General features: G+C 36.6%; 18 protein-coding genes. 5 read left to right on the top strand and 13 right to left on the bottom strand.

The window, feature by feature from the left end; genetic code table 11:
* Positions 1-49: 49 nt before the first annotated feature.
* The 5 genes from IEV57_RS03650 to IEV57_RS03630 form a co-directional block, all read right to left on the bottom strand.
* A complete protein-coding gene (locus IEV57_RS03650; protein ID WP_188439784.1) occupies positions 50-1,162 on the bottom strand; it encodes a toxin-antitoxin system YwqK family antitoxin in 1,113 nt (370 codons plus the stop codon).
* 212 nt (positions 1,163-1,374) lie between these two features.
* Complete coding sequence (locus tag IEV57_RS03645; protein WP_188439782.1) at positions 1,375-2,553, bottom strand: acetyl-CoA C-acyltransferase; 1,179 nt, start codon at positions 2,551-2,553, stop codon at positions 1,375-1,377.
* Positions 2,554-2,964: 411 nt separating this feature from the next.
* Complete coding sequence (locus tag IEV57_RS03640; protein ID WP_229744215.1) at positions 2,965-3,762, bottom strand: hypothetical protein; 798 nt, start codon at positions 3,760-3,762, stop codon at positions 2,965-2,967.
* Positions 3,763-3,839: 77 nt separating this feature from the next.
* Positions 3,840-4,805, bottom strand: coding sequence for a vWA domain-containing protein (locus IEV57_RS03635; RefSeq protein WP_188439778.1), 966 nt, complete (start codon positions 4,803-4,805; stop codon positions 3,840-3,842).
* Between the two features lie 100 nt (positions 4,806-4,905).
* Positions 4,906-5,481 (bottom strand): peptidylprolyl isomerase, encoded by a 576-nt coding sequence (locus tag IEV57_RS03630; RefSeq protein WP_373282207.1) that lies wholly within the window; start codon positions 5,479-5,481, stop codon positions 4,906-4,908.
* 309 nt (positions 5,482-5,790) lie between these two features.
* Here IEV57_RS03630 and IEV57_RS03625 point away from each other — a divergent pair, with 309 nt between their 5' ends.
* Positions 5,791-6,579, top strand: a complete 789-nt coding sequence (locus tag IEV57_RS03625) for a CRISPR-associated endoribonuclease Cas6 (RefSeq protein WP_188439776.1) — start codon at positions 5,791-5,793, stop codon at positions 6,577-6,579.
* On the opposite strand, the gene IEV57_RS03620 is transcribed toward IEV57_RS03625, so the two are convergent.
* Together IEV57_RS03620 and IEV57_RS03615 are read right to left on the bottom strand one after the other, a co-directional pair.
* On the bottom strand, positions 6,563-7,669 hold the full coding sequence (locus IEV57_RS03620; RefSeq protein WP_188439774.1) for a DegT/DnrJ/EryC1/StrS family aminotransferase: 1,107 nt from the start codon (positions 7,667-7,669) through the stop codon (positions 6,563-6,565). The two genes, IEV57_RS03625 and IEV57_RS03620, sit on opposite strands and share 17 nt — an antisense overlap.
* Positions 7,644-8,948: a glycosyltransferase family 4 protein gene (locus IEV57_RS03615; RefSeq protein ID WP_188439772.1), complete on the bottom strand. Its 1,305-nt coding sequence runs from the start codon at positions 8,946-8,948 to the stop codon at positions 7,644-7,646. Before IEV57_RS03615 ends, IEV57_RS03620 begins: the two co-directional genes overlap by 26 nt.
* Positions 8,949-9,040: 92 nt before the next feature.
* Between IEV57_RS03615 and IEV57_RS03610 the strand changes: the two genes are divergently transcribed.
* Both IEV57_RS03610 and IEV57_RS03605 read left to right on the top strand, forming a co-directional pair.
* Positions 9,041-9,430, top strand: coding sequence for a Dabb family protein (locus tag IEV57_RS03610; RefSeq protein WP_188439770.1), 390 nt, complete (start codon positions 9,041-9,043; stop codon positions 9,428-9,430).
* Positions 9,431-9,482: 52 nt separating this feature from the next.
* Positions 9,483-10,823 (top strand): S41 family peptidase, encoded by a 1,341-nt coding sequence (locus IEV57_RS03605; RefSeq protein ID WP_188439768.1) that lies wholly within the window; start codon positions 9,483-9,485, stop codon positions 10,821-10,823.
* A gap of 517 nt (positions 10,824-11,340) precedes the next feature.
* On the opposite strand, the gene IEV57_RS03600 is transcribed toward IEV57_RS03605, so the two are convergent.
* Entirely contained in the window at positions 11,341-13,203 is a 1,863-nt protein-coding gene (locus IEV57_RS03600; protein WP_188439766.1) for a DUF4139 domain-containing protein, read from the bottom strand.
* Positions 13,204-13,334: 131 nt separating this feature from the next.
* Positions 13,335-14,798 carry a Gfo/Idh/MocA family protein gene (locus IEV57_RS03595; protein ID WP_188439764.1) on the bottom strand — a complete coding sequence of 488 codons (1,464 nt, stop codon included), beginning with the start codon at positions 14,796-14,798 and terminating at the stop codon, positions 13,335-13,337.
* Positions 14,799-15,050: 252 nt separating this feature from the next.
* Between IEV57_RS03595 and IEV57_RS03590 the strand changes: the two genes are divergently transcribed.
* The gene (locus IEV57_RS03590) at positions 15,051-16,409 is read left to right on the top strand and encodes an alanine/glycine:cation symporter family protein (RefSeq protein ID WP_188439762.1); all 1,359 of its coding nucleotides are present in this window, start codon (positions 15,051-15,053) and stop codon (positions 16,407-16,409) included.
* 9 nt (positions 16,410-16,418) lie between these two features.
* Positions 16,419-17,528, top strand: coding sequence for a glycerate kinase family protein (locus IEV57_RS03585; protein ID WP_188439760.1), 1,110 nt, complete (start codon positions 16,419-16,421; stop codon positions 17,526-17,528).
* Here IEV57_RS03585 and IEV57_RS03580 read toward each other — a convergent pair.
* From IEV57_RS03580 to IEV57_RS03565, 4 genes are all read right to left on the bottom strand, one after another.
* Positions 17,515-17,964: a GNAT family N-acetyltransferase gene (locus IEV57_RS03580; RefSeq protein ID WP_188439757.1), complete on the bottom strand. Its 450-nt coding sequence runs from the start codon at positions 17,962-17,964 to the stop codon at positions 17,515-17,517. The two genes, IEV57_RS03585 and IEV57_RS03580, sit on opposite strands and share 14 nt — an antisense overlap.
* A 118-nt stretch (positions 17,965-18,082) precedes the next feature.
* Positions 18,083-19,534: a S41 family peptidase gene (locus IEV57_RS03575; protein ID WP_188439755.1), complete on the bottom strand. Its 1,452-nt coding sequence runs from the start codon at positions 19,532-19,534 to the stop codon at positions 18,083-18,085.
* Between the two features lie 101 nt (positions 19,535-19,635).
* Positions 19,636-20,346 (bottom strand): cell division ATP-binding protein FtsE, encoded by a 711-nt coding sequence (locus IEV57_RS03570; RefSeq protein ID WP_188439753.1) that lies wholly within the window; start codon positions 20,344-20,346, stop codon positions 19,636-19,638.
* Between the two features lies 1 nt (position 20,347).
* Positions 20,348-20,551, bottom strand: coding sequence for a fructose-6-phosphate aldolase (locus IEV57_RS03565; RefSeq protein WP_188439751.1), 204 nt, complete (start codon positions 20,549-20,551; stop codon positions 20,348-20,350).
* Between the last annotated feature and the right edge of the window lie 44 nt (positions 20,552-20,595).

The raw sequence follows: 20,595 nt of genomic DNA, 5'->3' as shown, positions 1-20,595 counted from the left end.
GAAAAAGCATTTGTGTTTGAAGTCAGAAAAGGACTAATTCTTGTCATTTTTATTTTTTTTCATGATCAGTAATTCCGGTGACCTTTCCTTCATCAAAAAACCTTTCTAAAATCAAATCTCCACTTTCATTAAAAATCTTTTGAATCCCATGGATTTTCCCTCTTTGATAGGGGAGTTCTTCTCTTATATTTCCCTTTGGAAAGAAAATCTTGCTTAACCCATGTTCTCTACCTCTTTCGAAATTCACTTCTTTGAGGACTTGACCTGATTCGAAGTAGCTAATGGATTTTGTTACTTCATTGTACCTATTGTGGAAAGTTTCATTTTGAACTTTGCCTGATTCATAGTAACTCAAAAAAGTCCCTTCTGCTAAGCCTCTTTTATACCTTGAGATTTCTTGAATTTGACCGTTTGGATAGAAGCTTTTAAATTCTCCCTCAGGATCGCCGTTTTTGTACTTACCAGATTTTGCTAGCTGTCCTTCGGGATGAAACTGTTTGAAATCTCCATATTGATAGCCTTTTCTAAAGTTACTTTTAGACTTCAATTGTCCATTATTATAAAAAGTGAATTGTTCGCCATGTAATTGACCATTTTTATAAAATGTCTTGGACTCTATCTGACTGTTAGAATAATATTGTTCTTGATATCCCTCAAGTACTCCATTTTCATAGGATTTCTTTTCTATGAGTTTTTCATCTTCATCATAAATCAATGTCAAACCCTCAGGCTTATTATTTCTAAATGATGCCTTTTGCCTCATTTTACCAGAAGGATAATAAGTGATCAATTCTCCATCGATCTGATTATTTGAATAGTTGACCTTTTGTGAAATATTCCCATTTTCAAAATAAGAAATCGAAGTTCCTTCTTTGTTGTCATTGATGTAAGTCGTGAGCCGAAGTGTGTCTTTGGTGTCAGGGAAAAAATCAACAAACAATCCCTCTCGTTTTCCATTAGAAAAATTCCCTTCTAAAGCCAAACTCCCGCTTTCATAATACAATTGGTACGAACCATTTTTAATACCGTTTACGTGTTGAATAAGCTCCTTCACTTTGAGTTGCTGCTCGTCGTAATAAGTTTTAATTATCTGATTTTGAGCAAATAATAAATTAGAAATTAAAGTAAATGCTACTAAATATAGTACGGTCCAGATGCGCATTGGAATTGATTTGTTGGATTTTATTACCTTGTAATAATAAGCAAAAAAGACAAAGAGTTCATCATCATGAACTCTTTGTCTTTTGAATAAGAAAGGAAAGAATTGGAGCCTCGTCAATCTGATGCCTCTTCATTAGCAGCTTATAATAATCAAATTCGTTAAGTTGCTTTTGACGACTATTGGTGAGGATTAGATCTTCCCTAAATTTTGATTTATAGTTTTTCAATAACGATAGCAGATGCGCCGCCACCGCCATTACATATTCCAGCTACGCCAATCTTACCTTTTTTCTGCGTAAGAACACTCGTTAATGTCGCAATGATCCTTGCTCCAGAAGCTCCGAGTGGGTGTCCCAAAGAAACAGCTCCTCCGAATACATTGAGTTTATCACTGTCCAAATTCAATTGTCTTTGGTTTGCGATAGCTACTGCTGAAAATGCTTCATTGATTTCATAGAAGTCAACATCATTCTCTGTCAATCCAGCATTTTTGATCGCTTTTGGAATCGCAAGGGCAGGAGCAGTAGTAAACCAAAGTGGGTCTTGGGCTGCATCTGCAAAACCTCTAATCTTAGCAATTGGTGTTAATCCAAGTTCTTGAACTTTCTCTTTGCTCATCAAAAGAATGGCAGAAGCTCCATCATTCATGGTAGAAGCATTTGCGGCTGTGACAGTTCCCTCTTTATCAAAAACAGGTCTTAAAGATGGAATTTTATCAAACATCACATTTTTGAATTCCTCATCTTCGTCAATTACAATTTTCTCACCTTTTCTCCCTGTCAACTCCACAGGAACAACTTCCTCTTTGAAGGAACCGTTTTGCCATGCTTCAGCAGAGCGGGTATAAGACTGAATAGCATAATTATCCTGTTCCTCTCGGGTAATATTCATTTCCTTAGCCGTATTATCAGCACAATTACCCATAGGGAATTTGTAATAAACTTCAAATAGGCCATCTTTTACCAAGCCATCTACAAACTCAGCATTGCCATATTTGTAACCAAATCTAGCTTTGGGAACATAAAATGGCACATTCGACATACTTTCCATCCCGCCAGCTACCACAATATCGTTTTGACCCGTCATGATAGATTGTGCTGCAAACATTACTGCTTTCATCCCAGATGAACAAACTTTGTTTACAGTGGTACACGGAACATGGTAACCGATTCCAGCTCCAATAGCTGCCTGTCGCGCAGGTGCTTGACCTAGATTGGCAGAGATTACATTACCCATGATCACTTCTTCTACTTCCTTGGGATCAAGGCCAGCTTTTGTCAAAGCTCCTTTGATAGCGATGCTTCCCAATTCAATTGCTGTTAGTCCTGATAATTTCCCTCCAAAACTCCCTAATGGAGTTCTTACTGCGGATACGATATATACTTCTTTCATTTGGGTTTATATTTTTGGTTATAAAATTTAAAGAAATTTTCCGCTACGCCTCGGCGCACAGGCGCGGCGGATTGTAAAGTTACAATGTTATGAGATTGGGGTATCGATTAACCCTATTATTTTAAGATAGTCAAATCTTTCAGAGTGAGATGTCTCGCGTTATGACATTAAATCTTTAATTAAACACATCTTATCTTGATTTTTGTATGATGAGATTTCTCTCTACGTTCGAAATGACTTTTAGGCCTGTCACATCGAACAGAGTGAGATGTCTCCTGATTTTAGACAAGAGCTTTTATTCTCTTGTTTCTTGGCTCTTACTTCTATTTTCTCACCTCAAATATCTCACGTCTTACATGTCACGTCTCAAACTTGCCTACCGTCAGGTAGGTCTCACATCCATTCTCTATTTTACCAATCAGGCAGACCTTTGTCTGGCCTTTTAGTAGCTTTTTTTCGATTTTGTTGAATATAGCGGAGTTCGGCAGCGTTCATTGCATCTAGAATTTGAGAGGCCTGCTCTGGAGTAAGATTCATTTCCTTGAGCTTTTCCTTCAATTGCTCCATGGCTTTCTCTCTTTCGCTAAGGTCCGAATCTAGTTCGCTTGGTTCTTGAGAATCTTTTTCATTTTGAGATTTCTCACCCTCTTTATCTTCTTTTTTCTCTGATTCAGCATCCTCGTCGTTTTCTGCCTCCTCTTCGCCTTCACCATTTTTTTTGTTTTCGTCTTTTTTATCTTGTTCCTCTTGTTTTTCCTGCTCTTCTTGATCTTGCTCGTCCTGATTTTCATCATTCTCTCCTTCGTCTTCCTGATCTTGTTGGTCCTGATTCTCCTCTAGCCATCTCGCCAAAAGCTCGTAATTGTACCTTGCGGCTTCGTTTTGAGAATCTTTTATTAGTGCATATTTGAAAGCTTCTAATGCTTCTTTATATTTTTCATCTTTTGCCAAAATCAATCCATTGTGGTTGGAAGCAAAGGAGGCAATCATAGGATTAGGATTATTCAATAGAGACATGAAAGTACGTTGGGCCTCCTCATTTTTCTCAGCATACTGGTAACTTAGGCCAAGATTGTATGTGGTCTCTGGACTGTTGATTCCAAATTCTGAGGTTAAAAAAAGGTGATCTTCAATAGATTTTTCATAATTCGCTTCTCCATAACTCTTGGCTGCTGATTTGATAGCAGCGTTTTTCTTGGATATTTCCATCCATGAGGAGGGAATAAGAAGAAAGATGAATAAAATTAGTCTACTGATTAAAATCATATTGATCTGTTAACAATATTTTACAAGTTGATGGTTCGTAATGGGAATATCATATCGAGAAAAGCTAATCCCAGTGCGATAAATAGAAAGTAGAAATATTTGTTTGCCGATGCTTCAACCAATCTACTTCCAGTCACGGCACCTTCTTCTCTGTCGATGGCAGCGATCAGGTCTGAAATTTCTTGAGTTTCATCACTTAATTCAAAATAAGCACCTTCAGTCTGCGCTGCTAAGTATTTCAAATTTGTTGTTTCTAAGCGACTTATAGCTGGTTGATTGGTTTTAGGGTCGATAATCACGTTATTTCCCCTTGGTATGGTGGATCCCTGAGAAGTACCGACACCTAGGCTAAAAATTTTAATTCCAGCATCATTTAATTCACTGATAATCGGCCTGAAGTTTTCACCAAAATCTTCTCCATCTGAAACCAAAATCACCGATCTACTATTTGTCTCAGGTCTTTCGTCAGATCTAAATTTACTTAAAGCCATCTGAAGTGGAGCGTTAATATCTGTTCCTTGGCTGGGAACAAGCCCTGTATTGAGTCCATCAATATGAAGCTGCAGTACATTTTGATCAAAAGTGAGTGGGCATTGTACGAATGCTTCAGAGCTGAAGATGATCAAACCTATTCGGTCTCCAGCAAAACTCTTTGCCAAATTTTTTAATTCAAACTTTACCCTTTGCAATCTAGAAGGTCCTATATCGGTCGCATTCATTGATTGGGATAGGTCGATCGCAAGAAATATATCTTTTCCTTCCTCTTTAATCTCCTTCATGGAAGTCCCAATAGATGGGCCTGCAAGGGCGATTAGAAAAAGAATAAAATATGCACTACGCAAAATCATTTTAATGAAAATGCGATGCTTTTTTACCTGCAATTTTCTGTTGATAAGATAAAATCTGTATAAATAGATGGTGTAGAGTAATACAAAAATCACTGATAACCATGTTAATAAACTTCCGTCCGGATATGCCCAAATCATGCCTTGAAATTATGAAATATAAACGAAAATCGGGTAGTAGTATTTGATTTTGTTTGAAAAAAGAAAGTTTTTATCGATTCATTTGATCAACCTTTTTGCGCTAATTATCATAGAGTTTTTCAATTTCTCTTTTTGTCATTTGAACAATACTTACTTTCATCGTAATGGCTGTCAAGGGTTCATCGGAATCATCTTTTTTTACTAAAACTATTTTATCAACGATATCCATTCCACTGATAACCTGTCCAAAAACCGTGTAATCATTGTCTAGCCTGTGAAGTCCATTTTTGTTTTGCACAATATAAAATTGACATCTCGCTGATAATTTCCCAGGGTTATCGTCTCTTCCAGCACCAACTGCACCATATACATGTGTGATTCCTTTGACAAATTCAGGTTCTAAGAGATATTCAGGATCATTGAAGCCTTCCTCAGTATCAGGACAGCCTGCTTGTGCGACAAAGTTGGGAATGACGCGATTGAAGGTCAGCGAATCCCAATAGCCACTCTTTGCTAGGGCGATAAAACTCTCCCGATGATTGGGTGTTTCTTCAAACAGTTTGATATAAATATCCCCATAATTGGTCTCAATTAACCCAATCGGACTCGATCTTTGACCATAGGAAAAAGAGTTAAACATCAAACAGAGGAGGGTGATAGCTGCTATTTTGTTCATGAAGCTAATATATGAATCATGTTTGAAATTCTGTGATTTGGGGTAGGGGAAAAATTTGATCTTAATAAGTTATAGTTAAAAACTACACCAAAATAATATCATCTGGGACAAAGTAAGGGATATTAGACCTGTGGAATTAACACTTTTAAATCGGTAAGTGACTTGTTTTTTTATTTTTTCCCCAAATTCCATTAAAAAATTATCGGACAATTCATGACAATATTGAAAATTATTTAAAAAATACCCAGAACAGGGTATTTTATGTAAAGGAGTTAATAGCTAAATTGCATTATATTTTATATCAAAACGATGCAATTTTTAATCAAACTAAAAAGAGAGAGTGAGGCAAGCCAATTTGCACTGAACTATCAATATCAGCTTTCTGCTGCCTTGGAGGGTATTTTTGAACAAGCAGATTTTTCAAAGCTTCAGTTGTTTTTGAATGAAAAGAATGAATTTGTGAGATATATTCCTTTTACTTTTTCAAATTTGGAGCTGGATAAAATAAAAATCATAAAAGAAAAAGGTTCTCTTATTCATCAAGGTGATGAAGCTACACTCGACATAAGAATCTTACTTGAAGAGGATGCAACTGATTATTTATTTCATTTAATTCATGGTAAACAAATTAGCTTGCATTCAGGTGAAGATACCGTGAAATACAGAATCTGCGCTATTGAAGTAGTTCCCCCTCCAGTATTTAAAGGTGTAATGGTTTATAGTGCTGTGACTCCCGTATTTTTATTTGATCAATCAGGGTTAGGCGGATCTGAATTTATTTCACCAACAGACTCACGTTACCCCGAACTTTTCAAAACGGATTTATTGAAGAGATTTGCTTCAGCGATACCAGAACTCAAATCAATTACTAAATTAGATCACTACTGTCCTGAAATCGAATTTCAACCTATTTCGCAAGTAGAGGAAGAAGAAATCGTATTCAATATGTATCAATATGAATTGGTTCATTTGAAAGGCTTTAGGTATGATTTCAAATTGAAAGCTTCTCCCTTACTCCAAGAATTCGGCTATTATGCTGGTTTTGGAGCTCAAAATTCTTTGGGTTTTGGATGTGTTAACGTCAAAAATCTTGATTAAAATTAAAGCCTTTTATGGCACTACAAATTCTGTAAACTTCTTCCTGAGTTAAAAATGGATTTAAGGGCAGGGACATCACTTGTTCAGAAATTCTATGACTTTCTGGAAAATGTTTGTCAACATGATAAGGCTTCATCCTAGGGATGATATTTGGATAATGAATTGCAGTTCCGATACCTTGTGCTTCCAAGAAGGTTTTTAGCTGGTTTCTTTCCTTACATTGAACGGTAAAAAGATGTGCATTATGGGAAGATTTTTCTAATCCTTCTGGCAAAGAAAGCCACTTGAGAGACTGCAATTCCTCCAAATAAATACCCGCTAAAGCTTTTCTATGTTGCTGCCAATTTTCAAAATAGGGAAGCAGAATGTTCAAAAAACCAGCTTGAAGCGTGTCTATTCTTGCATTTCTGCCAATTGCCACATGATGATCTCTTTTTTCCTGACCATGATTGATCATGACTTGAATTTGCTCAGCAATTGTCTTATCCTTTGTTACTAAAGCACCTGCTTCTCCTAAAGCTCCAAGGTTTTTAGTAGGATAAAAGCTAAAACAACCGATATCGCCGAATAGTCCTGCACTGATATTTTCATGAAAAGCACCAAAGGCTTGAGCAGCGTCTTCTATGACTTGGATTTTTTTTGATTTTGCCCAAGCAATTAAAGCAGGCATATCAACCATTTTTCCATATAAATGTACGGGGATAATGGCTTTAGTTTGAGGCGTCCATACCTGATCCAAAAGTGATAAGTCTATCAGCCCATCAGCATTTGTGTCGATAAAAACAGGCTTCGCTCCACAGAGAACCACAACCTCAGCAGTAGAAACCCATGATAAAGCTGGTACAATTACTTCATCCCCAGGGCCAATATTCAATACACGAAGAGCAATTTCCAAAGCATCTGTTCCATTAGAACAAGTAGATAAAAAAGGAGCATCTAAGTATTTCTGTAGGTTTTCTTCAAGTCTTGATATCTCCTCAGATCCTGAAAAAACACCTTTTTCCAATAGCTCGGAAAACTTCTCCTTCAGTTTAATCTGAATTGACTCAGAAAATCGGCTGAGATCAAGAAATGGAATCTTGGCTTGCATCTAAGAGTTTGGCTAAGGTTTTGGTTAAATTTTTTCTAGAATACATGGCTGTATCAGGTTTGATTTCTTGAGATTTATCCGGGTTGAACTGAGTTAAAAAGGCTTCAATTCCTTCCTGATCGGTATGTTTGAATACAGCATTGGTGGCTGCTGCTTTTAAGATTTGTGCAGAATCGCCTTGAGGGTCACCCAATGCTAAAACAGGTCTGCCAGTTGCCAAATATTCAAATATTTTACCAGGAATGTTCCCCTTTGCATTTTTGGTATCTGTTAAGATCAACAACAATAAGTTAGCTTTTCTATAATACTCAAAAACTTCCTGATGACTTACGTATCCTTCAAAATGGATAAATTTCGTTAGCCAAGGATCCTTTTTGACAAATTCTTCCACGGTAGACGAAACTTTGCCGACGAATCGTAAATGTGCTTCTCTATGATTCTCCTTAAAAACTTTTTGAAAAGCTTCAATAAAAGGGATTGGGTTTCTGATTGCATCAATCACACCTGTGTAGACGATTTCGATCGAGGCAGTAGTCATGTTTTGTGGATTCCAATCAACAGGGAGATCAGCTGTATCAAATCCATTGGTCAAAAGAGAAATGTTTTTACCAGCTATTTTTGCTAAATCTTGTTGAAATGTTGGACTGATGGTGGTGACGATATCAGCTTCTCGGAGAACAGTATGCTCCATTTGTTCATGTTTCTTTCTAACAAGAGAGGTCATTGGTAGCGTATCGAGAAACTCCCATTGAGACCAAGGATCTCTAAAATCAGCAAGCCAAAAGATGTTGGTTTTGCGTTTCAGTTCTCTCCCGATCAAGTGAAGGCTATGTGGTGGCCCTGTAGTTATGATGGCATCAATTTGATTGTTGTCAAGGATACCTTGTAAAAAATCTACGGAAGGTTTTACCCAGAATATTCTTGGATCAGGAATCAGGAAATTTGCCCTTGCCCAAATCCCAAGCTTGTCGACAATAGATTTATCTTTTTTCTCTAAGACCTTAGAAGTGTCTTTTATTTTTTCTTTCTTAAGAGAGCGGAAAAGCGCATAAGGTTCCCAAATAGGGAATTTAAGTACTTCCAGATTAGGATTGATTTCATGAAGCAAACTCTCGTCCTTAAGGTCAAAATCAGGGTTTTCTGGTGTGAAAATAACTGGTTCCCAATCAAATTCAGGTAAGTATTTAGCAAATTTCAGCCAGCGTTGTACTCCTGAGCCTGCCGAAGGCGGCCAGTAATAAGTGATAATCAATACCTTTTTCTTGGGTTTTTCTGTCATTATAATCTAAAATCTTACAGCTAATTTTATTTGAGTGATCATTTCAAGGAGCAATTTAAATTTTTATATTTAGATCCTTTAAACTATATCAAATGAAATCAAGAAGAAATTTTATCAAAAATGTCGGACTTGCTGGTTTGACAGCGTCTTTTTCAACGCCTTTGCTTGCTGGGCAGCAGCATGGTGGAAAAATGATTCATCAGGTATTTTTCTGGTTGAATGAAGGAGTTGATGTAGCAGGGTTCAAAAAGGAAGCGTCTAATTTGGGTCTTTGTCCGACAGTAGGGCAATTTTTCATTGGTGAACCAGCACCCACAGAAGAAAGAGGCATCGTGGATTCAAGTTATCAGATAGCCTGCACTTTATTTTTTGATTCGGTTGAAGATCAGGATAAATATCAGGTCGATCCATTGCATTTAGCATTTATTGAAAAGAATTCTACAAAATGGAGTCAAGTAAAAGCGTATGATTTTTTTATTTAAACCATTCCGTATCAATATTACGTTTATAAATCAAATTATTATCAAAAGTTATATGAATATCAAGTTATTAATAGCTCGTTTCTTAATCTTATTTGTTTCGGTAGCAATATTTTCTTGTAACCCAGAAGAAGAAACACCAGATCCAGTTAAAATCGAAGACGTTGTAAAGGAAGCCATTGTTAGGTCGATGGGGGATTGGTATTTTTGGAACAAAGAGCTTCCTTCAAATATTGATGTGACTCAGTACAGCACGAATGCAGAGTTACTGAATGCCATAATTTTTAAACCACTTGACCGTTTTTCGTATTTGACTACAAGAGAAGCCTTTAATGCTGCTTTTACGGGTCAAGCTTCAGGAGTTCATGGTTTTGGATTTTCAATTGATGCCAATGAAAATATGTTCGTTTCATTTGTCTATGATCTTTCTCCTGCTGGGCAAGATGGTTGGCAAAGAGGCTGGCAAGTTTTAGAGATAAATGGAAAACCGATTGCTGAATATAAAACAAGCACTGGTGGTTTTAATTTCCAGCTTGGGCCAAATGAAATAGGTTTTACGAATACCTTTAAATTTAGATTACCAGACAATTCAGAAAAAACGACATCCATACCAAAAGCAGCATTCCAAACCAACTCCGTGCTATACAAGGATGTAATTCAACAAGAAAACAAGAAAATTGGCTACTGGGTATATCAAAGTTTCCGCCAAACCCCCGGACTTACCAATCCAACAAGAAGTCAAGAAGTAGAAGATTCTTTTAATTATTTTATTGAAGAGGGGATTGATGAAATCATCATAGATTTAAGATATAATGGAGGAGGCTCCGTAGCTGTTACAGAACAAATCTTAAATTACCTTGTACCCATCAGTGCTTCAAATAATGTGATGTATACAAATAGACATAATGTTGAAAGATCAAATAATAATAGAACCGTCAACTTTAATAAAAATGGAAATTTGAATTTGAGTAGAATAGTTTTTATTACGTCTAGAGGCTCTGCTTCAGCTTCAGAGTTATTAATCAATAGTTTGGATCCTTATATGGAAGTTGTTTTGGTAGGTGATAATACATTTGGGAAACCTGTTGGATCTTTTCCTTTAAGTTTCGATAGTAGGACACTCAGAGAAAATGATGTTGAGTTAGTGCCAATAACATTTGCAATAGATAATGCAGAAGGAAAAGCAGATTATTTCGATGGTTTCCCTGCAGATATATTAGCTCCTGACAGCCCATCCAAAAACTGGGGGAGTGCTGAAGAAGTGAGGTTTCAAGCAGCATTAGAATATATTAGAACAGGTAATACAGGAGCTAGACTTCTTTCAAATTATTTCAAACCAAGGTGGAATATGATCGATGATTTCAAAGGTTTGGAACAAGAATTTCCTGTTTATTGATTTCGGAAAAGTTAGCAGTCGTTAGGGTTAAAAGTTAGTGTGATCTCTTTAAAAACTGGTTTTAAATCACAAATAACAAACCTAATTCCATGGTGAGGGATGAATAGTTTAATTGATTAATAATCAATAAGTTAAAGTGTTAAACCCCATGTTTTTACAGCTGTGAAAGTTTAACGTGTAAGGTTGTGTGAAAAAAGTAATTTGACAAAATTCCTTATGTGGAGATTAATCTTAATCAAGTTTCTTTTTCACACATCCTCAGTTAACAGCTAATAATTTTCTGCATGGTCATTTGTGGTAAATTTAAGCATGTAATCATGCTCTATGCTATTGAAAAGTCAAAGTTGTCAGGTTTGATGTTTGCAACTACTCTGAGACTTATTTCCGTTGGAGCGAGAGGATAAGATAAAAAGGGTATTTGACTCAAAACCAAAAAAGTAAATTTAAGTTTTGAGTCAAATACCCTCTTTTTTTACTTAAGTATAGCTCGATTTTGATAAACAAAATCTGGTCAAAATTATCTATCCAAAATCACTTTTTCCTTTCTTGGATATTTTACTTCATATTCCAAATCCAAAACCTTTTGTTCTGCCGGGCTGAGCTTCAATTCCCATTCTATAAATCCTGTATCACTATTGACCTTCGCATTAGAAGAGTTAAGGAGGCTGACTGAGATATCACTGACTATCGAAATTGGATATTGATCGATGACCTTCAAGTTTACCGATGAAGACTTATTATTTTTAATGCTGATTTTATAGGATCTTGTTTCAGTGTAGTTTGACCCAATTAACCTTTTTTTGGAATTTTGATCTATCTTTTCTCGTTCGATTGCTATTCCCCTGTCTCTTCCTAGAGAGATCGAAAGGGTATCATTTAGACTTTCCGCTTCGATAATTGTTCTACCGATATAAGTACCTTCAAAATACAGGTTAGCTTCGCCTTGGAGTAAATTATATTTCTCCCAATCAACTAATTTGGCTACTAGAAAAGCGACATTTTCCTTTTTGGGAATTACTAGGTATTCATAATGCGCTTCGAGATCATAGCTTTTTAGGTCTACCAGAAGTTTATCTCCATTTGAGGCTACTGAATAGGGTTTATCGACAGCTATTTCTACGGTAGTTTGGTTTTCGATAGTAGTAGTTTCCAAATCCAAAGATTCATTCAGCTCTAGTTTTGAAGCGTTTGAATTTCTAATTTGTAAACCAGGAGTTCTACCTTCAAGACTTCCATACCCTGTTACTACCACTTCCTGCAATGCTTGCATATCTTCTTCCAAAACAATATTCATTAAATCACCGGAAATAGCCAATTCCTTACGTCTATATCCAATAAATGAATACACTAACTTTTTGGCCGTAGAAGGTAAGGTCAGGCTGTATTGGCCATTTCGATCTGAGGATGTGCCAATGGCTGATCCTTTTACAAGTATGGTAGCGCCGGGAATTGGATTACCATAAGTGTCAGTGATCGTTCCGCTTACTGCGCCGACATTCATGTTATTTTGGTCGAAGGTTGTCAATCTAGCATAAGTAAGATCCCACTTCTTTAATTCAGGAATAACACCACTTTTGCTTGGTGTAGCATTTGAAAATTTCAGTTTAACATTATTCCAATCATTTCCTGTGTTTTGCCAAACCTCTGCTTTATATCTTAAATTTAAAGGCTTTGAAATGTCGGTAGCCCTAACATCATATTTTGGAAACCAACCTGCATTGCTTACCATATAAGAAATAGCTAATTCACCTACAACCGCACGTTCAGCGCTTACCTTGATAAGGATATCATTTACAGGAATGATGGGTTTATTGCTATTTTCATTGAGTTGCCTTTCTAGCCTTTGGATTTTCTCCTTTGTTTGTGACCATTTCACCTTATTAGTTATTTCAGCGGCTTTAATTGAACTAATCTCTTTCTCGAAAAAATCCAAAGCTTGTTTTAGCTGAACCATACTTAAACCATTGTTTTGTCCACCTAGATTTTTGTTGGTGTTCAAAAGTGTCATTTTCTCCCTCAAGACTTCTGCTTCTGCTTCAAGTTTTTGTAATGCAAGCCTATCAACTTCTAATATGGATTGTAAGCTGTCTAGCGATTCATTGACTTTATCTTCTAAATAATTCGATTGAACATTTACTGAGAGTATTGTAAAATCCCCAAAACCTTTGACTTGGATGCTTTTGCTATCCATATAGGGTGACTTTCCTTTTATGACTAAGATTGTCTCACCAGCACTAATAGTTAGGCTACTTTTTTCATTTATTTGGGCACCATTCTGAAAAACAGTGACTTCATTAATATCAGATTTGATCGTTTTTTCTAATGGATTAACAAAAATATTTGCAACTAATGCAAAATATAAAAGTATAAGATTGAGCATGTTAAGATGTTTTGTTGATGTATAGGTATTGCCCAAAAAATGGACGATTAAATCTACTAATAATTTGATTGAATAAAAAAAGGAGATATGATATTCATACCTCCTTTAAATTTTTATTGGAAGCCCTTTTCTTAAACCCCTAATTTCCAACCTTCTCTGTATTCTCTTTTTACAAATTGATTGGCGGGATCGAAGTTGGTTACTTTCATATTTGGTCCATCCCAAACCAATTTGATTCCTCTACCAGGATAATCGAAGCCATTGCCAGTTTTACGTGGGATTCTATAATCATAACTTCTAATGGCTAGATTTCCCATCAAAACTGACTCTGTCAGTGGTCCTGCTATGGAAAAAGGAGAACTCAATTGATCAAACTCTTGACTTCCATATCCTCCGATACAAGCTTCCACCCAATTGTTGTAATGACCGCCGTCTCCATTTGGAACTCTATAAAGTGTTTCTGCTACTGAAATATCTTTTGTCTTAGAGAGAGGTAACAATTGTGGATTTCTACCATAAGTGCTACACATCATCTTGCCTTTGGTGCCTTCGATAATTACACCGTTGCCACCGTCGCCCATCATTTCGTTTGGTCCGAGTTCTTCAGGTCTTGCAGGTTGAATCCCGCCATCCATCCAATGGAAAAGTAGATCATCTTTGCCTTCTCTTTTGAACTTGAGTGTGATGTGTGAAGAAGGAGGACAGCTATCTGGAAAATATCCTCTTTGGAATTCTCCCACATAGACTGAACCTACACTACATTCTGCTGACTCAGGATAGCTCAATCCTAAAACTCTAAATGGTGCTTCCATAATATGACAAGCCATATCACCCAAGGCTCCTGTGCCATAATCCCACCAACCCCTCCAATTGAATGGGATCAAGTTGGCTACATAATCTTTTTGTGGTGCTGTTCCCAACCACAAGTCCCAATCTAAATCAGCCGGAGGATTTGCTGCATCTTTTGACCAAGGAATCCCTTGTGGCCAAACTGGACGATCTGTCCAACAATACACTCGTGTTGCCTCACCAATTAAACCGGCGTTGTACCACTCCATCATTTTTCTCACGCCATCACCCGAAGAGCCCTGATTTCCCATCTGAGTGACTACTTTATATTGATCAGCGGCTTCAGTGAGTTTTCTAGCTTCATAGATATCGTGAGAAAGAGGCTTTTGTACATACACATGTTTTCCCAATTGCATTGCTGCCATCGCCTGTACGGCGTGCATGTGGTCTGGAGTAGAAATGGTTAGTGCATCTATATTTTTATGCTCCTTTTCTAGCATTTCACGATAATCACGGTAGTATGTGGCCTTTGGGTGATCTTCCCGGCTTCTCTTGGCTCGGGTATCATCTACATCACATAGAGAAATAATATCAACTTTCCCACTGTTAAAACTTCCCTTTACATCATTGTAGCCCATTCCTCCAACACCTATTCCTGCTACTCTGAGTCTATCTGAAGGTGCCACAAACCCAGGTCCACCTAGTACATGACGAGGCACAAAATAGAAACCTGCCAAAGCAGTAGCTGATGCTTTGATGAAATTTCGACGTGAATTATTATTTAATGTGGTTGTATCTTTTTTCATACTATTTATTTTGGGGAATTGTTTATAGGATTATGCGATAATAGAATTTCAATTTATCAAAAAATATTCTGTTTTAGTAAATATTCTTTCTTTTTGGAAAAATGGAATATCAAAATGATAAACGGGGATTTCAATCGATTGATATTTTGTAATTAGTTGATCTGTTCATCATTTTTTAAAGGCAGAAAGCGCAATTCCTTTTGTTAAATCAAAAAAATGCACTTAATATGCTTTTTCATTTACATTTAAATAATGGGACAATACATCGTTGACTTTAGTAATTGGATTTGGGACACCCCCATGCTCGTCTTGTTGATGGGAGGAGGTCTATTGTTATTTCTTTACTCAGGATTCCTGCCGTTCAGGCACTTAGGTCATGCAATCAAACTCGTCAGAGGAAAGTTTGATGACGAAAATATGCCTGGACAAATCAGTTCTACTCAGGCTTTATCCGCTGCGATAGCAGCAACAGTTGGTTTGGGAAATATCTCTGGAGTAGCGATTGCTATCAATATGGGAGGTCCTGGAGCGATATTTTGGATGTGGATGTCAGCATTTGTCGGCATGGCAACCAAATATTTTTCTTGTACGCTAGCTATTATGTTTAGAGGAAAAGATACCAATGGAGAAGTTCAAGGTGGTCCTATGTATGTGATTGAAGAGGGGATGGGGAAAAAATGGAAACCTTTATCCATATTATTTTCTGTTGCGGGTGTTTTAGGACTTCTTTCAATTTTTCAAGCAAACCAATTGACTGCCGTTTTTAGGTCAGTTATGCTAGCTCCAAATGGTCTTGACAATGGAGAAACTACCAAGTGGATTTTAGGGATCTCTATGATGCTGATCGTTGCTATTGTGATTTTAGGTGGAATTAAGAGAATTGCCTTGGTCGCTTCCAAGCTTGTTCCTTTTATGGTTGCGCTGTATTTTATTACGGTAATCATCATCATGATTCAGTATATTGGAGCTGTTCCAGAAATGCTTAAATTGATTGTAATGGATGCTTTTACGGGAGATTCTGTCATGGGTGGAGCTGTCGGTGCTGTCATTATAATAGGAGCAAGGAGAGCAGCTTTCTCAAATGAAGCCGGTATTGGAACTGCCCCAATGGTGCATGGTGCATCGAAAAATAATGAACCTGTAAGAGAAGGTTTGATTGCTATGCTGGGACCATTTATCGATACAATTGTAGTTTGTACCTTGACAGCATTGGTGATTTTGTTGACTGGAGTTTGGGAAACTACAGAGAATGATGGCGTGAGACTTACGCTTTCTGCATTTGAAATGGCTCTTCCAGGTTTTGGAAAATACCTTTTGATGTTAGCAGTTTTGGTTTTTGCACTTTCTACAATGTTCACATATTCTTACTACGGGCACAAGTGTTTCAATTACCTCTTTGGTGCAAAACATGCGAATTATTACAATTACTTTTACCTTTTAACCATCGTGGCAGGTGCTGTGGCTTCTCTTGAAGTGGTGGTAAGTTTCATTGATGGGATGTATGCGGTAATGGCGATTCCTACGATGATTTCAACTATTTATCTCGCGCCAAAGGTAAAGGCTGCTACCATTGATTACTTCAAAAGAATGAAAGCTGAAAATAAATATTGATAAAATCGAATGAAAATCCTCGTTGCTCCAAATGCCTTTAAAGGAAGCATTGATGCTGATGATGCAGCTTCAATAATCGGAAGCACTTTATTATCATGTAATCAGGAATTAGAACTTGATATTTGTCCCATTGCCGACGGAGGTGATGGGACTTGTTTTTTGTTAGGGAAAGCTTTGGGATTAAAACGAGTCGAAAAATATGCATTGGATGCCATTGGTAGACCCTATTTAGGTTTCTATTATTTACAGGAAGATCAACAAGCTGCATACTTTGATATTTCTACCGTTTCAGGATTAAAAAACTTGAAGTCTCACCAAATGAATCCTCGGATCGCTAGTTCTTACGGAACTGGTGAACTGATACAACATGCCAATTCCCATGGAGCTAAAAATATTATTCTGGGACTGGGAGGAAGTGCGAGTATTGATTTAGGAATTGGTATTTTAAGAGCATTGGGCTATCTTTTTTTGGATGAAAATGGAAGAGAGTTAAGCATGTTCTCAGAGAGTTTACTTCAAAGGATTTCTCACATTCAGATTCCCATAAAAAAAATAGATTTACGATTCACGGTACTTTGTGATGTGGGCAATACTTTTTTTGGGCCCAATGGAGCAATACCTGTTTTTGGTCTCCAAAAAGGGCTCGAAATAGCCTCACAAGGAGATTATTTCAGAGATTGTGAAAGGTTTATTGAAATTTTATCTAAAAAAATTAAAAAAGACATTCCTGATCAAGCAGGGTTTGGAGCTGCGGGAGGTATAGCCTATGGCTTATCTCATTTCTTTCCTGTTAATATCAAAATGGGCTCTAAATATTTTTTCGAGCAAATCAATATGAAAAATCGTATTCGCAAGGCTGATTTAATCATCACCGGCGAGGGTCGCTATGATTATCAATCAGCTAGTGGTAAGGGAAGTTATGAATTGCTTCAATTGGCTAAAAAACATCAAAAGAAAACCATCTTGATTACCTCTGGGAATGACGGGCTACATGATGGTTTTGATCAAGTTGGAAGTTTGCCTGATTTAGATTTTGAAAATCAAAATTTCAAAGCAATCGCTGAAGAAAATCTCAGACAAGTGATAATTGACATTTATAGAAGTATCAAGGCTTCATAAAGAATCTCATTTTTTGTTTACCAACACTTCCTAGACCGACATAAAATTTGATAGCCAAAGCGTTGAATTCAGGAGTTTGCCATTGGATATTCACACAGTTATTTTCCTTTGCAACAGCTTGTATTCTTTTCATTATTGCTGTCCCAACTCCCTTTCCTCGAATCTTTTCATTGAGAAAAAGACAGTCCATATATAGAAATGATGCTGCATCCCATGTAGAATAATCAAAAGTATATGTGCTGAAACCTTCAATTTTCCCATCTACTTCTACGACCCAACAATTCAATCTCTTGGGTAGATCAAAAATCCCTGAACGAAGGGCTTCTACTTTTCCTGCTGGATCAAATTCACCTTTTTCATATTCAGCATGTGCTGCACATAGCAACACAAGATCTTCGAGGTCTTTTTCTTCGCAATTTCTTATATTGTAGTTCATGGGTGTAATGTTTTGGTAAACGATAATACGATTTTAAGCCATTAATTAAAAACAAAACCCGATATCGTTTCCAATATCGGGTTTGAGTATTAAGAGAGAAATAGCTTGAAGTTTTAGCTTAATTTTCTAGATATTTTTTGAAATTTGAATTGTCTTCTAGCAAAATTCCATTTCTGATTTTTGCATCTAATGAAGAACCAACCATGATTCTATGTTCTCTCTTTAATCTACCGGTAGATGTAGAAGAGCCTGTAATTCTTCTTATCGCAGCACTAAGTAGTGGATCTCTTGTATCTCCGAACTCTCTCCAAGGAAAAAACTCAAATTCTATCACTTCCTCGTTAGGAATAAATCCTGTCCCATAATCTGACTGATCTAAACTGTTGAAACTTTTAGTGACAATTGGCAGAAGTCCATAGGAATTGTTTGGATTGTCTTCATCTTCCAGCGCAACAGAACCGACATTTTTACCTGTAGTTTTTGCACCAATTACGACTACGTCTAAATATGGTTTTAGACCATTGATGATTAATTCACTAGCTGATGCTGTTCTTGAGCTCGTCAAAACATATATTTTCCCATCACCAAGTTGATTTCCAATGTTTTGGGATTTATCTCTAAATCTTGTTTGAATATTTTGGAAATTTGAAAAGCCAGATAAGAAACTATTGTATTTAGTTTTGGAAAAAACTTTCTCAGGAGTATAATTAGGCACAATCAAACTGGCTAAGTTTACAGCACTTGAAACATAGCCCCCTCCATTGTATCTAAAATCAATTATAAGTTGATTAATATTTTCAGCCTTAAACTTTGCGAAAATCTCGTCCATTTGAGCGTCATATCTGTTGTCTATCTGGTTGGTGGCAGAATTGACTACTCCTGGAGCAAAAAAGTGGTAAACGACATACCCTATTTTCTGGTTTTCAATGGTATAAACTGTATCTAAGAAATTAGGATTTTCTTCAATTTCAATGGAATTCAATGAAACTGTTTGAGGATCTCCAAAAGCACCATCGTCATTGGCTCTTCTAAATGTAACTGAATGTTGGCTAGATCTTTGGCGTAAAACACTTTGATAATTTGCCAAGGTCATGGTAGTACCATTAATTTGACTAATTAGATCCCCTCTTTTCAGGTTTTCATTGGCAGCTGGACTAGCTTTTTTGACATATGTAATTAGAGCGACTACATTTTCATTTTCGTTACTTTCTCTCAGTAAAGTTATTTCATAACCAGATTCAGTAGAAACTCCAGAGAGTCCGCTTATCAATTCTTGGTAATTGGGGTAGATAGCAGAGAATCTATCTGTGGGTTTAAACAAAAATGACTCAAAGTAACTTGTTGGGTCGGAAGTATTCACTATTGGGGTTTTCATGTCTTCCAACCAGAAATATACTTCATCCATCACATCTTTTATCCAATTATTTATTCGGATGTTTGCAGTCTCTTCGGCAGTTGGCTTATCGTCAACAGCAGGTGTCATTTCTTCTTCTTCTTTGCAAGAAGAAAATACAGTAAGGATTATTAAAAGACTTAATAATAATCCTGATTTAATTCTTAATAGCTTCATAAAATCTTGTTCTTATAGAATATCAACCAAATTTACTATTCTATTGTTTTAACGCAAGTTTTTATATTAAACTTCTAACTTTTGAATAAAAAAAAAACACCTCAATAAGAGGTGTTGATTGAAATATCTGCTGTTTTGCTATCAAGAAGCAAACCTTTTTCACATTTAAGTACGCGGTAGGGATATTTTCTTAATAAATCATGGTTGTGAGTTGCCATTAAGATAGCTGTTCCTTGTTGATTGATATCTTGAAAGAGTTTGAACACTCCATCAGCCACATCTGGATCAAGGTTACCTGTTGGTTCATCAGCGAGTAAAATCGCAGGTTCATTGATCAAAGCCCTCGCTATCACAACTCGCTGTTGCTCACCACCGGATAATTGATGTGGCATCTTTGTGGCTGCATCACCCAAATTGACTTGCATCAAGACTTCTGCCATTCTGTTTTTCATTTTCGTTTTGTCCTTCCAGCCTGTAGCTTTCATGACAAAAAATATATTTTCGGCTACCGATCTATCAGGAAATAATTGAAAATCCTGAAAAACAATTCCTAGTTTTCTTCTTAAAAAAGGGACTTCTTTATTTTTAATTTTATTGAGGTTAAAACCCACAATTTCTGCTTCTCCCATTTTTAATGGTAGGTCAGCGTAAAGTGTCTTTAAAAGTGAACTTTTTCCACTACCAGTTCTACCAATCAAAAACACAAATTCGTTTTTGTCTATGGAGAAATTAACATCGTGTAAAATAGCATCTAGCCCCTGAAAAATCCCAGCGTCTTTTACTTTTATGATAGGGTCACTGTTAAAATCCATGTTATAGTTCTAGTTTTTGAAGTTTGCCGAATGGAAGATCTCTTATCAAAGCCTCTAAAGCTTCTTCTTTACCTTCTAGGCCAAATTTCTCTACATTTTTCATAGGTCTATCAGCTCTAAAATAGGCAACAAGAACAAAGTTTTCGTCTCTGATCTGAATATAATCTGGAATTTTAGCTTTGCCTTTGACTTTGATAATATACATGAAATTCATTTCTTTTGATAACGATAAAATTACCCACGGATTAC

The organism is Belliella aquatica, assembly GCF_014637795.1.
GTDB lineage: Bacteria > Bacteroidota > Bacteroidia > Cytophagales > Cyclobacteriaceae > Belliella > Belliella aquatica.
This window is presented reverse-complemented; position numbering and strand designations above follow the sequence as displayed.